This is a genomic window from Pseudomonas sp. 8(2025) (assembly GCF_052665325.1).
Genome location: NZ_JBQOIE010000003.1, coordinates 477,349 through 493,071, shown reverse-complemented (window position 1 = coordinate 493,071; position 15,723 = coordinate 477,349). Strand labels below are relative to the sequence as shown.

Sequence of the window (15,723 nt, the reverse complement as noted above, 5' to 3'; positions counted from 1 at the left end):
CCGTGAGTTGAGGGACACGCCGATTGCTGCTACGTCCATTTTCACTTCAGGCGGAGAAGGGGAGATGTTCATTCGTTCTTGCAAGAGCTTTTGCTGGGATACTCTCTTAGCCGTCACCTGTACATAGCCCCTAGCCGCTCCTTCACTCTGTTGAGGAAACGAGCAGTTACGAAAATTCTATCCATCTCAAGCAGTTCTCGTGCGGGCCCATGGTCGTGCAGCGGCCGATACAAGCTTGAGGTTCGTTTGGCTCAGACAAACCGGAGCCTTAAATTGAATTTTAAACATGGGTGGCAGAGCGCTTCAGCGCCTCCCATCACCCATGCAAGGCATTTTTACGGCGAACCGGAGTCCGGTAATGGTCTGAGGATAGTTTTAGAGATAGAGCGCTGTAGTCTGAAGGATAATAGTCATTAAATTCAAATAGTTGAGTATTGATACGATTCCTGTCTCCGCACCACATTTCGGGTTGAGAGCAGTTTATGGCTGTCTAAACCCACCCTCCCAACAAAGTTCGCCAGGCTTTGAATAAGCGCCCTTGAAAGGCGGGAAATTACGGAGCACCCGCAAAAGTGTGCTATGGAAGTTTCAGAGGTTCCCGGTGCTATTCAATTGAGCGCTCCTATAGTTGTTTGTGGACGTGCGCCTCATTGTTTATGCGGATTTAGCAGCCAGAGAGACTTGTATCAACGAAGACTTACCGCGCCTGTACTCAGCATCCTGTACCGAGTTTCCAGCGGTTTGCTCAGGGTTATCTGGTGTCGGTGTTTTTGTGTCTGGACGAGGTTAGTGCCCAGTTGTTCACACCTGTGCGGGTCATGAACCGGGTGGTAGCAGCCAGGGGCATTGCGCATAATGACGCCCGCAAATCATGGAGTGACCGGTGTGAAGAAGTGGAAGTTGGCTTTGGCCGGCGTAGTGTCGCTGTCCCTTGCAGCCTGTGAGAAAGGACCCTCTTATGAGTTTGAGGGGGAATATTTTGCCGCTGAAGGCGAAGACTGCACGACGCCAACGAATACCAAAGACCTGGAGCAATATTTCTTAAGAATAACCAAGCAGGTACAGGGAGGAAGTGTGTTGTATTCCGCTGAGTTTCCTGCTGCTTCAAGGGCTCGGCTGCCTGTTGTCAGCGCGCAAAGCGTTTCACCAGGCGATGATAATGAACTGACTTTCAATTTCACTGAGACCAAGGTGCCGGAGAGTCGTCCAGAGAGTCCGACATTGAATTTCGTAGTTACTGTCATCCCTAATCAAAGCAAGGAAGGGTATCTATGGCTGACTAGAGCCGGGATCCTCATAGCCAAGGATGGAGAAGTAAAGGAGTTCGATATTCTCGATAATCTAAGAAGGCTTATCGATGTCGGGCAGACAGGAGCTTGCTTGAGAAAAGGAACAGCTACGGCTGTGGGGTCCTAGCTCCGTAACCTGGTGAAACACCGGCATGAAATATCGCTGCGGCTGCATTTGCGAAATCTCGTTCTCTGAGGGTTCTGCCGGGCTGGCGTCTGCCGGTGGCTTGGAAAACCCGGAGTTTTTCTCCAATGGGTGCATCAGGTCATATAAATCGTGGACCAAAGGTCCTATATTCGGTCCCTGTCTGAGTACCAGCATGCTGTTTTCAGATGATCCAGAATGGTTCTGAAGGCCAGATAAATCGAAGTTCACAACGGTTTTTTGCGGCAGAGAGATCCCAACGATCCAGATCCATCTTCCATTCCCACGATCAGAGAGAACGAGATGATTCCTAAAGAGGCAAGAATCGACGTAGCGCTTGAAAGGTACCTGGCTGCCACGCCTTCCTTGCAAGAGGAAATCAGCGCCCTGAGCCCGGAAGAGCAGAAGCAGCAGGCGCAATGGGCGTTCGAGGACGAGGCGGAATCCCGCGGCATAGAGCCATGGGAACTGGTGCTCGATCTGGTGGCAGAAACACCGGAGGAACTGAAGGCCATGCGCCTGGAGGTGCATCAGGAAGTTGCTGAAGCGCTGGGCATGGACCTGGAGGACTATCTGCAGCTCAACGAGATCGACGGTTGAGCACGACGCCAGCCTGAACCAGGCTGGCGTTTTTCATGGCTCAGAGGCTCAAGCGCATGGACAGGTCCAGCGCTTTCACGTCCTTGGTCATGGCACCGATGGAAATGTAATCCACCCCGGTCTCGGCGATCGGGCGCAAGGTGCTTTCGTTGATCCCGCCACTGGCTTCCAGCTTGGCCTTGCCGGCGTTCAAGCGCACGGCCTCGCGCATGTCGTCCAGGCTCAGTTCGTCGAGCATGATGATGTCGGCCCCGGCGGCCAGGGCCTCCTTCAGTTCCTCCAGGCTTTCCACTTCCACTTCCACCGGCTTGCCCGGGGCGATCCTGTGGGCGGCGCTGATGGCCTGGGCGATACCGCCGCAGGCAGCGATATGGTTTTCCTTGATCAGGAAGGCGTCATACAGGCCGATGCGGTGGTTGTGGCAACCGCCGCAGGTGACCGCGTACTTCTGTGCCAGGCGCAGCCCCGGCAGGGTCTTGCGGGTATCCAGCAGCTTGACCTGGGTATCGGCGACAAAGTCCGCCAGGTACCGCGCGCGGGTGGCCACGCCGGACAGCAGTTGCAGAAAGTTCAGGGCACTGCGCTCGCCGGTGAGCAGCGAGCGGGCTGGGCCTTCGAGGTGGAAAAGCACCTGGTTGGGCACCACCCGCTCACCGTCGGCCACTTGCCAGTGCACAGCGACCCGCGGGTCCAGCTGGCGAAAGACCGCATCGACCCAGGCGGTGCCGGCGACTACTGCGGCTTCGCGGGTAATGATGGTGGCCTTGGCCAGACGTTCGGCCGGGATCAGTTGCGCGGTGATGTCGCCGCTGCCGATGTCTTCCAGCAACGCACGGCGCACGTTGGCTTCGATTTCGGCGGTCAGGTCGGCGAGGCGTAGATTCGGCATAACGGGCTCCACAAACAAAGTGCGCCGATTATAGGGCCAGGGGATCAGCGAACCCAAGGTGGCAAATGCCTGCAAGGCATTGGCGAACCTGTCCTGGATGGCTTTGTCTGATGAATAGGAGTGACTTTTCTTGAGTCGCTAGGGGTTATTTCGGAGGAGGCCACAGAGTCTGCTGGCGCAAGAGGGGACTTTTACAAGATAATATGACTTGTAATTGACGTCATAGCTTTGACGTGTCTTTGGCTTCCCCCTAAATGAAGTGCAGTGGAGTGCATGCGCCTCCGCTGAGAGCCGGCTGTGAGCGTCGTCGGCTTGACTGAATCTTGATCTCGAACCGAAGAAACACCTTTCCAGGAGGCTTGGATGCACAACGACGGGAATGTAGTGCCTTTGCACAAGGCCGCTACAGATCAGGCGACCGCTTCGCCGCTTGCCCGCCTGCCTGTGATTCTGCTTCAGGTCCGAGACAAGGCCGCCCAACAATTGCGCCACGGCTTGCAGGAACTGTTTGATAACGCTGATGACACCCTGTTCGAAATGGCCGATCGGGCCCGCAACAACGTCGAGCAAAACACCCTCTTCGAAGCCATGCGCGACCTGCGGCTGAAGCGCAAGAGCATCGAGCGCGGTTTCCTGGAGGCGTTCTTCCAGGCTTTTGCCTGCCTGGTGCAGTATGACCCGGCCCTGGCCATTCCCCATGCCGTGGTCTACGACCCATCACTGGATCCGTCCCACGATGACCTGGAAAAGACCGTCGCGGTGGATGCCATGGTGGCCAAGGTGCTCAACCGTGATGGCTTCGCCCTGGGGCAGTTGACGGAGCGCCTGAGTGTGCTGCTGGGACGGCGCCTGGTGGATGGGGACAACCCCCTGGGGCCGGCGCTGCTCTGCGAGTATTTCCTCCAGGCCGGGCGCAGCCTGGGGGTGGAAATCAAGGTCAAGCTGATCATCCTCAAGTTGTTCGAGCGTTATGTGCTCAGCGATGCCGAACAACTCTATGCCGAAGCCAACCAACTGCTGATCGCCACCGGGATCCTGCCGGAACTGATGCCTGCTCCGGCCCGCCGGGCGGCCGATCGAGCCCAGGCCGAGGCCCGTGCGTCAGCGACCGAGGGGGGCACGGCGAAATCCAGCCAGTCGCAGCTCGACGAGAGCGTGCAGGAAGTTTTCGCCGCCCTGCAGACCCTGCTGTTTCATGTGCGTGGCAGCGTGGCGCCGACCCTGGAAGCCAGCGCCGAAACCCAGCCGATTTCCACCCGCGACCTCATGCGCCTGCTGTCGCACCTGCAGCAATACGTGCCGGCGCCCAGCGCCCAGGACGATTTCGACCTGCGCAACCAGTTGGAACAATTGCTGACCCGGGTCAGCGTCAAGAGCGGCAAATCCCGGGTGGTGGATGTGGCCGATGAAGACGTGATCAACCTGATCGCCATGCTCTTCGAATGCATTCTCGATGACCGCAACCTGCCGGACTCGCTCAAGGCGCTGATTGGCCGCCTGCAGATTCCCATGCTCAAGGTGGCGGTGCTGGACAAGAGTTTCTTCAGCCGCGGCAATCACCCGGCCCGGCGCCTGCTCAATGAGATCGCCGCTGCAGCCATGGGCTGGGGCGGTTGCGATGACCACCAGCGCGACAGTCTGTACCTGCGGATCGAGCAAGTGGTGCAACGCCTGCTCAGCGAGTTCAGCGATGACCCGGCGATCTTCTCCGAGCTGCTGGCGGACTTCCTGGCCTTCACTGCCGACGAGCGGCGTCGCGCCGAGTTGCTGGAGCAGCGTACCCGTGACGCCGAGGAAGGGCGGGCCAGGGCCGAACTGGCCCGGCGCCGGGTAGAGCAGGCCCTGAATGACGCCCTGCTGGGCAAGGTGTTGCCGCAGAAGGTGGTGGATTTTGTCCGCGAAGCCTGGAGCCAGGTGATGCTGCTCAGTTGCCTCAAGCACGGCGACGACTCGCCAGAGTGGCAAACTGCGGAGCAGACCCTGCTGGAGCTGATCTGGAGCGTGCAGCGCCATGAACAGCCGGATACTGCCATGCGTCTGCTGGCGCTGGTGCCGGGGTTGCTCAAGGGCCTGCGCGATGGTTTGAGCGCGGCGGCTTTCGATCCTTTCGCTACCAGCGAGTTCTTCAGCCAGCTGGAGCTCCTGCACTTGCAGGCATTCGAGCGCGAGGCTCAGGCCCCGCAACTGCAGGGTGCCGTCCTGGAAGCAGACCCTGCACACATGATCGTGGTGGCCGAAGAGATTGTCCTGCCCAGTGCCGAAGAGGGCCCGCTGGAAGTCACGCCGCTGGCGTTGCCGGCCAACGACCCCAGCGTGCAATGGGTGGACCAACTGCGGCTTGGGGCCTGGGTCGAATTCCTGGAGGACGAGGACAACACCCTGCGCTGCAAACTGGCGGCGATTGTTCCCCATCCGGTGGCCAAATACGTGTTCGTCAACCGCACCGGCATGAAAGTGCTGGAGCGTACGCGTATGGGCCTGGCCCTGGAGTTCCAGCGTGGCGCAGTGCGCGCCCTGGATGACACCCTGCTGTTCGACCGCGCCCTGGAATCGGTGATCGGCAACCTGCAGCGACTCAATCACGGCAAGTGATCGCAACCCGAGGGGATAACGCGGCATACTGGGCCACCCAAGGCTTTAGTTGAAGGAATCGGTATGCGGCTGGACCCTGCCACGGGGTGGTGTCATGGCGTACGGCATTGCCCGTCACCCAATTTCAATGAACGTCCGGCGGGCGAGATTTCCCTGCTGGTGATTCACAACATCAGCCTGCCGCCGGGGCAGTTCGGCACCGGCAAGGTGCAGGAATTCTTCCAGAATCGCCTTGATGTCACAGAGCATCCCTATTTTGCCGGGATCGCCGATCTGCGTGTTTCTGCGCATTTTCTGATCGAGCGTGACGGCGCCGTCACCCAATTCGTTTCCTGCCTGGATCGGGCCTGGCATGCCGGTGTCTCGAGTTTCCAGGGGCGTGAGACGTGCAACGACTTTTCCCTGGGCATCGAACTGGAAGGCACCGATGATCAGCCCTTCAGCGATGCTCAATATCACTCGTTGATCAGCCTGAGCAGGCAACTGCGCCGGGCCTTCAGCGACATCACGCCACAACGGATCTGCGGGCATAGCGACATCGCGCCCGGGCGCAAGACCGATCCGGGCCCGGGATTCGACTGGGCACGCTTTCGTGCCGCCTTGGAGAAGGGGGAAGGACAATGAGTTTTCTGGTGTTGCTGTTGGCGGTGTGGATCGAGAAGTTCTCGGCCCTGCGCCAGCGGGTGCAGCGTGATGGCTGGTGGCTGGGGGAATTGGCGCGGCTGGAGTCGAGCCCGCGTATGGCCGGGCATCCGTGGTGGCTGCTGATCGTCATGGTGTTGCTGCCGGTGGCGCTGCTCGGGCTGTTGCTGCTGGTGCTGGAGCCCATCGCCTATGGCTTGCTGGCGCTGCCGGTGCACCTGCTGGTGGTGATCTACGCCCTGGGTCGCGGCGATCTGCTGGGTGAACTGGGCCCGTTCCGTGACGCCTGGCGGCGTGAGGATCTGCAAGCGGCAGCCCATGTCGCAGAACGTGACCTGGGCATCTGCGCCGAAAATGGCGAACAACTGCTGGAGCGAGTGCAGGGCCACCTGCTGTGGCAGGCCTTCCAGAGTTTCTTCGCGGTGATCTTCTGGTACTTCCTGCTGGGGCCGGTAGCGGCCCTGAGCTATCGCCTGTTGGCTCTCGCCGCCGAACATGGCAAGAACCCCGCCCTGGTCGAACGCGCGGGGCAGTTGCGACATGCCTTCGACTGGTTGCCGGTGCGCCTGCTGGCGGCGAGTTTTGCCCTGGTGGGCAACTTTGTCGCAGTCGGCCGGGTGATGCTCCACGAGTTGCTCAACTGGCATATCGGTGCCGCGCAGTTGGTGGAAAAGGTCGGCCTGGTGGCCGCGGAAATCCCGCCGCCGGAAGTCGGGCCTGAAGGTATCAACAGCCTGGATCGTATCTGGGAGCTGTTGTTGCGGGCGGCGGTGCTCTGGTACGCCGGCTTTGCCCTGTGGACCGTCCTGGCCTGAGGTGACCAAGGGCTGGCCCCAACCGCCCACCGAGGGTTTTCTGGCGCAGCGCATCGCAGAGAGTGCGACGGCTGCGCCGTCGATCGGCAGCAAGCTCCCTCGCCACAGCCCGCGAGCTGTCCCCTGGATGCCGCGCTGGCGGTTAACTTTAAGTTACAAAACCTCCCACGAAATTGAGCTATACAGACGGAGCGCCGAATAGTGGCTATCTGCTGCCTTCGCCTGCCTGCCAATAACAATAAAAGAAAAGGGAGACTTCTTTGTGAAGAGCTTGCTCTATCCCGCTGTCGCGCTGATGAACCGCCTGAGCTTCGGCATGAAGTTCAGCCTGATCAGCGTGCTGTTCTTTCTACCCATGCTGGTGACCAACTTCTATCTGGTGCGCGACTCCTACCGCGAATTCCAGGGCACCCGGGTCGAACTGCAAAGCCTCGACCTGCTGGGCAGCAGCCTGGCCCTGCGCCGAGACCTGGAAACCCTCAATAACCTGGTGCAGATCAACGCCAGCCTCGGTCAGTCCGGCAAGGCAGGGGACCTGGAAGGCAAGATCGTGGCCCTGGAGAAATCCGTGCTGGAACGCCTGCAGGCCTTGCAGGCGGTAACCACGGACCCACAGCAGGTGGAGGTCTTCAACGCCAAGCGCGATGAACTGATTGCCGCCTTCAAGACCCAGCAAGTGGAAAGCTCGCTGCTGAACAAAAGCGGCCTGATCGGCAAGTTGCTGGGCAGCGCGCAGTTGTTCAGCCAGATCATCGCCAGCCAGTCGGGCCTGAGCCGCGGTGGCCAGGGTGACATTCGCCAGCTCAGCGAGCTGATCACCAGCGTCACCCCGCAGGTTACCCAGCTCCTCGGTGAAGGCCGGGCCATGGGCGCCTACTCCCTGGGCCAGGGGTTCCTCAATTCCTCGTCCAGCACGCGTTTCGACGAATTGCTGGTGCAAATCGAAAAGCTCCAGGCCGAATACGGGCTCAAGTTGCAGGATGCCCTGGGGTCCAGCCGCGCTGCCCACGATGCTCTCGACACGCTGGCCACGACCAGCAAGGGCAGCCTCAAGCAGGCCAGCGAGCTGTTCGAGGAGCAGGTGGTGATGGCCGATACCCTGGATGCGCCCTGGCAGGCCTTCTACGACCAGGTCAGCGGGCTGATGGCGCAGACCTACCAGCTCAATGAAGGCACCTTGAAATTCCTGGATGTCGAGTTGCAAAAGCGCCTGGAGCAGAACCGTCGCCACATGGTGCTGCTGGTGGCGGCTCTGGCCCTGGTGTTTCTCTCCATCGTCTACCTGTACGGCGGTTTCTACGCTTCCACCCGCACCACTCTGCGGCGCCTGGGAGCGATGATGGACAAGGTAGCGGCGGGGGACATGACCGTCAGCTTCACCGCCCACAGCCGCGACGAACTGGGGGAACTGGGCAGTGTGTTCAACGGCACCGTGCTGAAAATCCACGACCTGATCGAGCGGGTTGGCCACACCGTCAGTGAGGTGGAGCGCCAGGCCGGGCAAGTGCAGAGTGTATCGGCCCAGAGCAATCAGGCCGTGGCTGGCCAGCGCACCCAGATCGAGCAAGTGGCCACGGCGATGAACCAGATGTCCGCCACCTCCCAGGAAGTGGCTCGCAGCGCCGCGGCGGCGGTCAGCAGCGCCCACAGCGTGAATGACGAAACCATCAGCGGCCGCGGGCTGGTGGAATCCCAGCAGGGCAGCATCGCCCGGCTGGCCAGCGAGATCGACCAGTCGGTGCTGGTGATCAACCAGCTGGCCAGCGACAGCCAGTCCATCAGCCGGGTCCTGGAGGTGATCAAGAGCATCGCCGAGCAGACCAACCTGCTGGCCCTCAACGCGGCCATCGAGGCGGCGCGCGCCGGTGAGCAGGGGCGGGGCTTTGCGGTGGTGGCCGATGAAGTGCGGACCCTGGCCAAACGCACCCAGCAGTCCACCGAGGAGATCGAGGACATGATCGGCAAGCTCCACGGTGGCGTCAGCGCGGCGGTCAAGGCCATGGGCAGCAGCCACGCCATGGCCAACGGTACGGTGGACCAGTCGGAAAAGGTCCAGCAGGCGTTGGAAAATATCCTTGGGGCGGTAGGCATGATCGTCGATCAGAACCAGCAAATCGCCGCGGCCGTGGAGCAGCAGACCGCGGTGGCCCACGACATCGACCAGAACATCGTCGAGATCAATCGTGCCGGTGAGCGCACTGCCGAGGGCGCGCACCAGACCGAGGATGCCAGCCGGCAGTTGTCGGCCCAGGTGGTGCAACTGAAGCAATTGATCGGCGCTTTCCGCGTCTGAGCAACGTGCACCGGCTCTCGGCGAGGCCCCGGAAACCAGGGGCTTCGCTGCTTTGCATACAATCGGTAGTAAATGAATGCTTTGTTTGTCGCGTGTTTCCTGTTTTCCTGCGCGTCTGATTTTTCAGCCCCGGTGATGCCGCAGGCTGTTCGACCAGTTGGCCATGTGCCTTGCATGGCCCTGAGGAAATACGTTGATGACTGCCACTTCTGGAATCCAGGGCCGTTGCGCCCATTGCCAGACCCTCCTTGAACTCGAACCCTGGCAACTCAATGCCATGGCGTTGCAGGAAGCCTTCAACTGCAACCATTGCCACAAACCGCTGAAGCTCAGTTGCCCCGAACAGATCAAGCGCCTCAGGTCCCTGGGCTCGCTGGCCACCCTGCGCGCGACCATGATCGTGCTGTGTGCCACGGTGATATTGGTGACACTGGTGCTGGAGTGGGTCGGGCTGGTAAGCCTGGCTCAGCAACTGAGCGTTTCGGCATTGATGCTGGTGAGTTACCTGTTGGTGATGATGGCTGCCCGCCGGCGTCAGCGCCGACCGTTGCAGCTACAGGCCGGCTGAAGGCCAGCCGAACAGCTCGCAGGCGTTGCGGGTGCTGGCGCTGGCCAGTTGCTCGGGCGTGATGCCGATGATCTGCGCCAGGGCGGCGCAGATGGCCGGCAGGTGCTGCGGGCTGTTGCGCAGGCCGGGAAACATGGCAGGCGCCATGTCCGGCGAGTCGGTTTCCAGCACCAGGGCGTGCAGCGGCAGCTCGGCGATCACTTTGCGCAGGCGCAGGGCCTGCGGCCAGGTCGCGGCGCCCCCCAGACCCAGCTTGAACCCCAGCTTGAGGTATTCCCGGGCTTCCTCGCGGCTGCCGGCGAAGGCGTGGATAATGCCGCCACGCTTGAGCTTGAAGCGCTTCAGGCTGGCGATCACCGCCGCGTGGCTGCGCCGGACATGAAGCAGGGCGGGCAACTGGAAATCTGCCGCCAGCTGCAATTGCGCTTCGAAGAGTGCCTGTTGGCGCTCGCGATCCAGGTGCGCAAGAAAGTAGTCCAGGCCGATCTCGCCCACCGCGCACACTTGCGGGTGCCCTGCCAGCCGGGTCAGCCAGTCACCCAGTTGCTGGAGATGTTCCGGGCGGTGATCGTCCAGGTACACCGGGTGCAGGCCAAAGGCCGCGTACAGCTGCGAGTCGCTTTGCACCAGATCCCAGAGCCGCTGCCAATTGGCCTGATAGACCCCCAGCACCACCATTCGCGAGACGCCCAGGGCGCGGCTGTCTGCCAGCAGCGCCCCGCGATCGGCATCGAAATCCGCGAAATCCAGGTGGGTGTGGCTGTCGATCAGCTCCACGGTTCAGCCCTGTTGGATGCGCTGTTTGAAGGTCCGCGCGATGGCCTGCACGCCGGGCTGGTAATGCGCCTCTTCAATGGCAGCCAGGGCCAGTTGCAGGGCTTTTTCGGCGATCAGTTGATGCTGCTGGGCCATGGCATTGACCGGCAGCGGCAGGAAATCCAGCAACTGGGTATCGCCAAAGGTGCCCAGGCGCAGAGGCCGGGATTTCAGCGGGAAGTCGTGCAAGGCATCGAATACCCCTTGCAGCAGGACATAGGAGGTGGTTACCAGGGCATCCGGCAGATGACCCAGGCGCTGCAGCAGTTCTTCCATCAGCTGGCGGCCGCAATCACGACTGAAGGCTTCGCCGTGCTCGATCAGCACCTCGCCGCCGAAACCCTCGAGGGCCTGGCGGAAACCGGCGGCACGCTCCTGGCTGATGCTCAGTTCCGGGCGCGCGCCGATCAGCACGATCTGCTTGGGCTCAGGCTCAAGCAGGCTCTGGGTCAGGTGCAGGCTGGCTTGCAGGTCATCGCTGATCACCGAGCAGAACAGCTCGGGCGGCATCACCCGGTCGATGGCGATGATCGGCAGGCCCTGGGCCTGCAACTGCTGGTAGCTGTCGTCTTCCGGCGGCAGGCAGCTGGCGACGAATAGCGCGTCGCAACGCCGGGCGCGGAACAGCTGGAGCAATTGCCGCTCGCTGTCCGGAGCGTCGTCGGAACTGGCGATCAGCAGCTGATACCCTCGGGCCCGGGCGCCTTGCTCCAGCAGCTTGGCGATGCGTGCGTAGCTGGGGTTCTCCAGGTCCGGGAGAATGAAACCCAAGGTACGGGTGTGCCGGCTGCGCAAGCCGGCCGCCTGGGGGTTGGGCGTAAAGCCGTGTTCTTCCACCACCGCCCGCACCCGTTCCACGGTGGCGTTGCTGATGCGTTGTTGTTCGGCCTTGCCGTTGATGACGTAACTGGCGGTGGTCACAGACACACCGGCCAGGCGAGCGATATCACTGAGTTTCAACCCGGGATTTCCTTGTTTTTGGTGCTTGCCCCGATATTTTCGCCAATCCTACCTGATCTGGGCAGGCGACCAACGTCGGAACCGGCAATCGACCAGAAGGACTTCAAGCGCTCGAGATTATGGAGTAACGTACCAAACTTGCTAGATTAAACGTTTCAGCAAGCGTATTTTCTAGGCCCAAGCCCGAACGGAAAACGCCCCTGCCAGGCACCGAGTCCCGTTTGTGGCAGTAAAGACGCCTACGCTGCTTACTTAAAACAATACCTAGCGCCGCCCCCTGCCGCGCTAAATAGGAGAAGCCATGCTCGAGCTCACTGTAGAGCAGATATCCATGGGCCAGTCGGCTGTGGATAAGTCCGCGGCGCTGCACTTGCTGGCCGACAAACTGGTGGCGGACGGCCTGGTGGCCGAGGGTTACCTGGCTGGCCTCCAGGCCCGCGAAGCCCAGGGCTCGACCTTTCTTGGCCAAGGCATCGCCATTCCCCATGGCACCCCGGAAACCCGCGACCAGGTCTTTGCCACCGGCGTGCGCCTGCTGCAGTTTCCCGACGGCGTGGATTGGGGAGACGGGCAGATCGTCTACCTGGCCATCGGCATCGCGGCTAAATCCGACGAGCACTTGCGACTCCTGCAACTCCTGACCCGCGCCCTGGGTGAAACCGACTTGGGCCAGGCCCTGCGCCGCGCCAGCTCTTCCCAGGCCCTGCTCAAGTTGTTGCAGGGCGCACCCCAGGAACTGGCGCTGGACGCACAGATGATTGGCCTCGGTGTGGCGGCGGAAGATTTCGAAGAGCTGGTCTGGCGCGGCGCTCGCCTGCTGCGCCAGGCCGAGTGTGTGAGCAACGGCTTTGCCGCGGTGCTGCAACAGGTGGAGGCGCTGCCCCTGGGTGACGGCCTGTGGTGGCTGCACAGCGAGCAGACCGTGCTGCGCCCGGGGCTGGCGTTCGTCACCCCGGACAAGCCCATCCGCTACCTGGGCCAGCCCCTCAGCGGCCTGTTCTGCCTGGCCAGCCTGGGGGAAGCCCACCAGGCCCTGCTGGAGCGCCTGTGTGCGCTGCTGATCGAAGGCCGTGGCCAGGAATTGGGCCGCGCCACCAGCAGCCGCGCAGTCCTGGAAGTGCTTGGCGGCGAGTTGCCTGCGGACTGGCCCAGCGCCCGCATCGCCCTGGCCAACGCCCACGGCCTGCATGCGCGCCCGGCCAAGGTGCTGGCGCAACTGGCAAAAAACTTTGAAGGCGAGATCCGCATCCGCATCGTCGATGGCAAGGATTCTGCGGTCTCGGTCAAAAGCCTGAGCAAGCTGCTGAGCCTCGGGGCCCGGCGTGGCCAGGTACTGGAACTGATCGCTGAACCCAGCATTGCCGCCGATGCCTTGCCCGCGTTACTGGCAGCCATCGAAGAGGGCCTGGGCGAAGAGGTCGAGCCATTGCCGGCTGTCAGCACGCCTCGGCAAGCGCTACAAGAGGTCGTCGAGCCGCTCAGCGCCCCGGCCTCCGGCAGCCTGATCCAGGCCATCGCCGCTGCGCCCGGCATCGCCATCGGCCCGGCCCATATCCAGGTCCAGCAAAGTATCGATTACCCACTGCGGGGCGAGTCCACCGCCATCGAGCGCCAGCGCTTGCAGCAGGCCCTGGCCGAGGTCCGCGAGGACATCCAGGGGCTGATCCAGCGCAGCCAGGCCAAGGCCATCCGCGAAATCTTCATCACCCATCAGGAAATGCTCGACGACCCCGAACTGAGCGATGAAGTGGACACCCGCCTCAAGCAGGGCGAAAGCGCCGAAGCGGCGTGGATGACCGTGATCGAAAGCGCCGCCAAACAGCAGGAAGCCCTGCAGGATGCCCTGCTCGCCGAGCGCGCCGCCGACCTGCGGGACATCGGCCGCCGGGTGCTGGCGCAACTGTGCGGCATTGAAACCCCGGCCGAGCCGGACCAGCCCTACATCCTGGTGATGGACGAAGTCGGCCCTTCGGACGTCGCACGCCTCGATCCGACCCGGGTCGCCGGCATTCTCACTGCCCGCGGCGGCGCCACCGCCCACAGCGCCATCGTCGCCCGGGCCCTGGGGATTCCGGCCCTGGTGGGCGCGGGGGCCAGCGTGCTGCTGATCAAGTCCGGTACGCCCTTGTTGCTGGACGGCCAACGCGGGCGCCTGCATGTCGACGCCGATAGCCACACCCTGCAGCGGGCCGCCGAGGAGCGCGACAACCGCGAGCAACGGCTCAAGGCGGCCGCCGAACAACGCCATCAACTGGCCCATACCGCCGATGGTCACGCGGTCGAGGTGTTCGCCAATATCGGTGAAAGCGCCGGTGTCGCCGCCGCCGTGGAAAACGGCGCCGAGGGCATCGGCCTGCTGCGCACCGAACTGATCTTCATGGCCCATCCCCAGGCCCCGGACGAAGCCACCCAGGAAGCCGAATACCGCCGTGTACTCGACGGCCTCGCCGGGCGTCCGCTGGTGGTGCGCACCCTGGATGTGGGCGGCGACAAACCGCTGCCTTACTGGCCCATTGCCAAGGAAGAAAACCCCTTCCTCGGCGTGCGCGGCATCCGCCTGACCCTGCAGCGGCCGCAGATCATGGAAGCGCAATTGCGTGCTCTGCTGCGCTCGGCGGACAACCGCCCGCTGCGGATCATGTTCCCCATGGTCGGCAGCGTCGAAGAGTGGCGCCAGGCCCGGGACATGACCGAGCGCCTGCGCCGGGAAATCCCCGTGGCCGACCTGCAACTGGGGATCATGATCGAAGTGCCGTCCGCCGCCCTGCTGGCGCCGGTGCTGGCCAAGGAAGTGGACTTCTTCAGCATCGGCACCAACGACCTGACCCAATACACCCTGGCCATCGATCGTGGCCACCCGACCCTTTCCGCCCAGGCCGATGGCCTGCACCCGGCAGTGCTGCAACTGATCGACATCACCGTGCGTGCCGCCCACGCCCACGGCAAGTGGGTCGGGGTCTGCGGCGAGCTGGCGGCCGACCCGCTGGCGGTGCCGGTGCTGGTGGGCCTGGGGGTGGATGAACTCAGCGTCTCCGGACGCAGCATCGCCGAGGTCAAGGCGCGGATCCGCGAACTGCGCCTGGCCCAGGCACAAACCCTTGCTCAACAGGCCCTGGCCGTCGGCAGCGCCAACGAAGTGCGCGCCCTAGTGGAGGCCATGTAATGGCGAAGATCCTTACCCTGACCCTCAACCCGGCGCTGGACCTGACGGTGCAGCTGGCGCGCCTGGACGCAGGGCAGGTCAACCGCAGCGACGCCATGTACACCCACGCCGCCGGCAAGGGCGTGAACGTGGCCCAGGTGCTGGCCGACCTCGGCCATCAACTGACCGTCAGCGGCTTTCTCGGGGAAAACAATCCGCAGGCCTTCGACCTGTTGTTTGCCCAGCGCGGGTTTGTCGACGCCTTTATCCGTGTGCCCGGGGACACTCGCAGCAACATCAAGCTGGCCGAAGGCGACGGGCGCATTACCGATATCAACGGCTCAGGGCCCGAGGTCAGTGAAGCCGCGCAACAGGCCCTGCTTGAACGCCTGGAACAGATCGCTCCCGGGCATGACGCGGTGGTGGTGGCCGGCAGCCTGCCGCGTGGGGTCAGCCCCGAATGGTTCCAGGCCCTGCTGCTGCGTTTGAAAAACCTCGGTCTTAAAGTCGCCCTCGACACCAGCGGCGCTGCCTTGCGCGCCGGCCTGGCGGCAGGCCCCTGGCTGGTCAAGCCCAACACCGAAGAGCTGGCGGACGCCCTGGGCAGCCCGGTGGTTTCAGTGGCCGGGCAGGCCGAGGCTGCGCGCCAGTTGCACGCCCAGGGCGTCGAGCATGTGGTGATTTCCCACGGCGCCGAGGGGGTCAACTGGTTCAGTGCTGCACCGTCCTTGCAGGCCTTGCCGCCCAAGGTCCGCGTGGTCAGCACCGTAGGCGCCGGCGACTCGCTGCTGGCGGGCATGCTCCACGGCCTGCTCAGCGCCCAGCCGTTTGAACAGACCCTGCGCACCGCCACGGCGATTGCCGCCATGGCCGTGACCCAGATCGGTTTCGGCATCAGCGACAGGGTGCAACTGGCCCGGCTGGAGCAGGGGGTGCGCGTGCATCCCCTCCTAGAACAATAAGAGGGTTGCC

At 62.7% G+C, this 15,723-nt stretch carries 12 protein-coding genes and 1 pseudogene; 10 read left to right on the top strand and 3 right to left on the bottom strand.

Annotation, left to right across the window (positions count from 1 at the left end):
• Positions 1-885 precede the first annotated feature (885 nt).
• Both ACUXVH_RS09100 and ACUXVH_RS09095 read left to right on the top strand, forming a co-directional pair.
• Positions 886-1,416 (top strand): hypothetical protein, encoded by a 531-nt coding sequence (locus ACUXVH_RS09100; RefSeq protein ID WP_065364627.1) that lies wholly within the window; start codon positions 886-888, stop codon positions 1,414-1,416.
• Positions 1,417-1,737: 321 nt separating this feature from the next.
• A complete protein-coding gene (locus tag ACUXVH_RS09095) occupies positions 1,738-2,034 on the top strand; it encodes a DUF6388 family protein (protein WP_015634123.1) in 297 nt (98 codons plus the stop codon).
• 40 nt (positions 2,035-2,074) lie between these two features.
• On the opposite strand, the gene nadC is transcribed toward ACUXVH_RS09095, so the two are convergent.
• Complete coding sequence (nadC, locus tag ACUXVH_RS09090; RefSeq protein WP_015634124.1) at positions 2,075-2,923, bottom strand: carboxylating nicotinate-nucleotide diphosphorylase; 849 nt, start codon at positions 2,921-2,923, stop codon at positions 2,075-2,077.
• Positions 2,924-3,286: 363 nt separating this feature from the next.
• Between nadC and ACUXVH_RS09085 the strand changes: the two genes are divergently transcribed.
• The 6 genes and pseudogenes from ACUXVH_RS09085 (at position 3,287) to ACUXVH_RS09060 (ending at position 9,833) form a co-directional block, all read left to right on the top strand.
• Positions 3,287-5,515, top strand: a complete 2,229-nt coding sequence (locus ACUXVH_RS09085) for a DUF1631 domain-containing protein (RefSeq protein ID WP_065364626.1) — start codon at positions 3,287-3,289, stop codon at positions 5,513-5,515.
• Between the two features lie 63 nt (positions 5,516-5,578).
• Entirely contained in the window at positions 5,579-6,139 is a 561-nt protein-coding gene (ampD, locus tag ACUXVH_RS09080) for a 1,6-anhydro-N-acetylmuramyl-L-alanine amidase AmpD (protein WP_011059210.1), read from the top strand.
• Positions 6,136-6,972, top strand: a complete 837-nt coding sequence (gene ampE, locus ACUXVH_RS09075) for a regulatory signaling modulator protein AmpE (RefSeq protein WP_011059211.1) — start codon at positions 6,136-6,138, stop codon at positions 6,970-6,972. The genes ampD and ampE overlap by 4 nt, the downstream gene beginning before the upstream one ends.
• Positions 6,973-7,267: 295 nt before the next feature.
• Positions 7,268-8,407, top strand: a pseudogene (locus ACUXVH_RS09070) (HAMP domain-containing protein); the annotation flags it as partial.
• 144 nt (positions 8,408-8,551) lie between these two features.
• Entirely contained in the window at positions 8,552-9,265 is a 714-nt protein-coding gene (locus ACUXVH_RS09065; RefSeq protein WP_404944722.1) for a methyl-accepting chemotaxis protein, read from the top strand.
• A 196-nt stretch (positions 9,266-9,461) separates the two neighbouring features.
• The gene (locus ACUXVH_RS09060; RefSeq protein ID WP_019095647.1) at positions 9,462-9,833 is read left to right on the top strand and encodes a hypothetical protein; all 372 of its coding nucleotides are present in this window, start codon (positions 9,462-9,464) and stop codon (positions 9,831-9,833) included.
• Here the strand turns inward: ACUXVH_RS09060 and ACUXVH_RS09055 are convergent.
• Together ACUXVH_RS09055 and cra are read right to left on the bottom strand one after the other, a co-directional pair.
• A complete protein-coding gene (locus ACUXVH_RS09055; protein ID WP_065364625.1) occupies positions 9,819-10,610 on the bottom strand; it encodes a TatD family hydrolase in 792 nt (263 codons plus the stop codon). The genes ACUXVH_RS09060 and ACUXVH_RS09055 overlap by 15 nt on opposite strands.
• Before the next feature lie 3 nt (positions 10,611-10,613).
• The gene (gene cra, locus ACUXVH_RS09050) at positions 10,614-11,609 is read right to left on the bottom strand and encodes a catabolite repressor/activator (protein ID WP_011059214.1); all 996 of its coding nucleotides are present in this window, start codon (positions 11,607-11,609) and stop codon (positions 10,614-10,616) included.
• 301 nt (positions 11,610-11,910) lie between these two features.
• Between cra and ptsP the strand changes: the two genes are divergently transcribed.
• Both ptsP and pfkB read left to right on the top strand, forming a co-directional pair.
• Positions 11,911-14,772 (top strand): phosphoenolpyruvate--protein phosphotransferase, encoded by a 2,862-nt coding sequence (gene ptsP / locus ACUXVH_RS09045; RefSeq protein WP_065364624.1) that lies wholly within the window; start codon positions 11,911-11,913, stop codon positions 14,770-14,772.
• Complete coding sequence (pfkB, locus tag ACUXVH_RS09040; protein WP_065364623.1) at positions 14,772-15,713, top strand: 1-phosphofructokinase; 942 nt, start codon at positions 14,772-14,774, stop codon at positions 15,711-15,713. Before ptsP ends, pfkB begins: the two co-directional genes overlap by 1 nt.
• The last annotated feature ends 10 nt before the right edge of the window (positions 15,714-15,723 follow it).

Coding starts and splice junctions, on each gene's coding strand:
- nadC (WP_015634124.1), bottom strand. CDS start 2,923: ATGCCGAATCTACGCCTCGCCGACCTGACCGCCGAAATCGAAGCCAAC.
- ACUXVH_RS09085 (WP_065364626.1), top strand. CDS start 3,287: ATGCACAACGACGGGAATGTAGTGCCTTTGCACAAGGCCGCTACAGAT.
- ampD (WP_011059210.1), top strand. CDS start 5,579: ATGCGGCTGGACCCTGCCACGGGGTGGTGTCATGGCGTACGGCATTGC.
- ACUXVH_RS09095 (WP_015634123.1), top strand. CDS start 1,738: ATGATTCCTAAAGAGGCAAGAATCGACGTAGCGCTTGAAAGGTACCTG.
- ampE (WP_011059211.1), top strand. CDS start 6,136: ATGAGTTTTCTGGTGTTGCTGTTGGCGGTGTGGATCGAGAAGTTCTCG.
- ACUXVH_RS09060 (WP_019095647.1), top strand. CDS start 9,462: ATGACTGCCACTTCTGGAATCCAGGGCCGTTGCGCCCATTGCCAGACC.
- ptsP (WP_065364624.1), top strand. CDS start 11,911: ATGCTCGAGCTCACTGTAGAGCAGATATCCATGGGCCAGTCGGCTGTG.
- pfkB (WP_065364623.1), top strand. CDS start 14,772: ATGGCGAAGATCCTTACCCTGACCCTCAACCCGGCGCTGGACCTGACG.
- ACUXVH_RS09065 (WP_404944722.1), top strand. CDS start 8,552: ATGAACCAGATGTCCGCCACCTCCCAGGAAGTGGCTCGCAGCGCCGCG.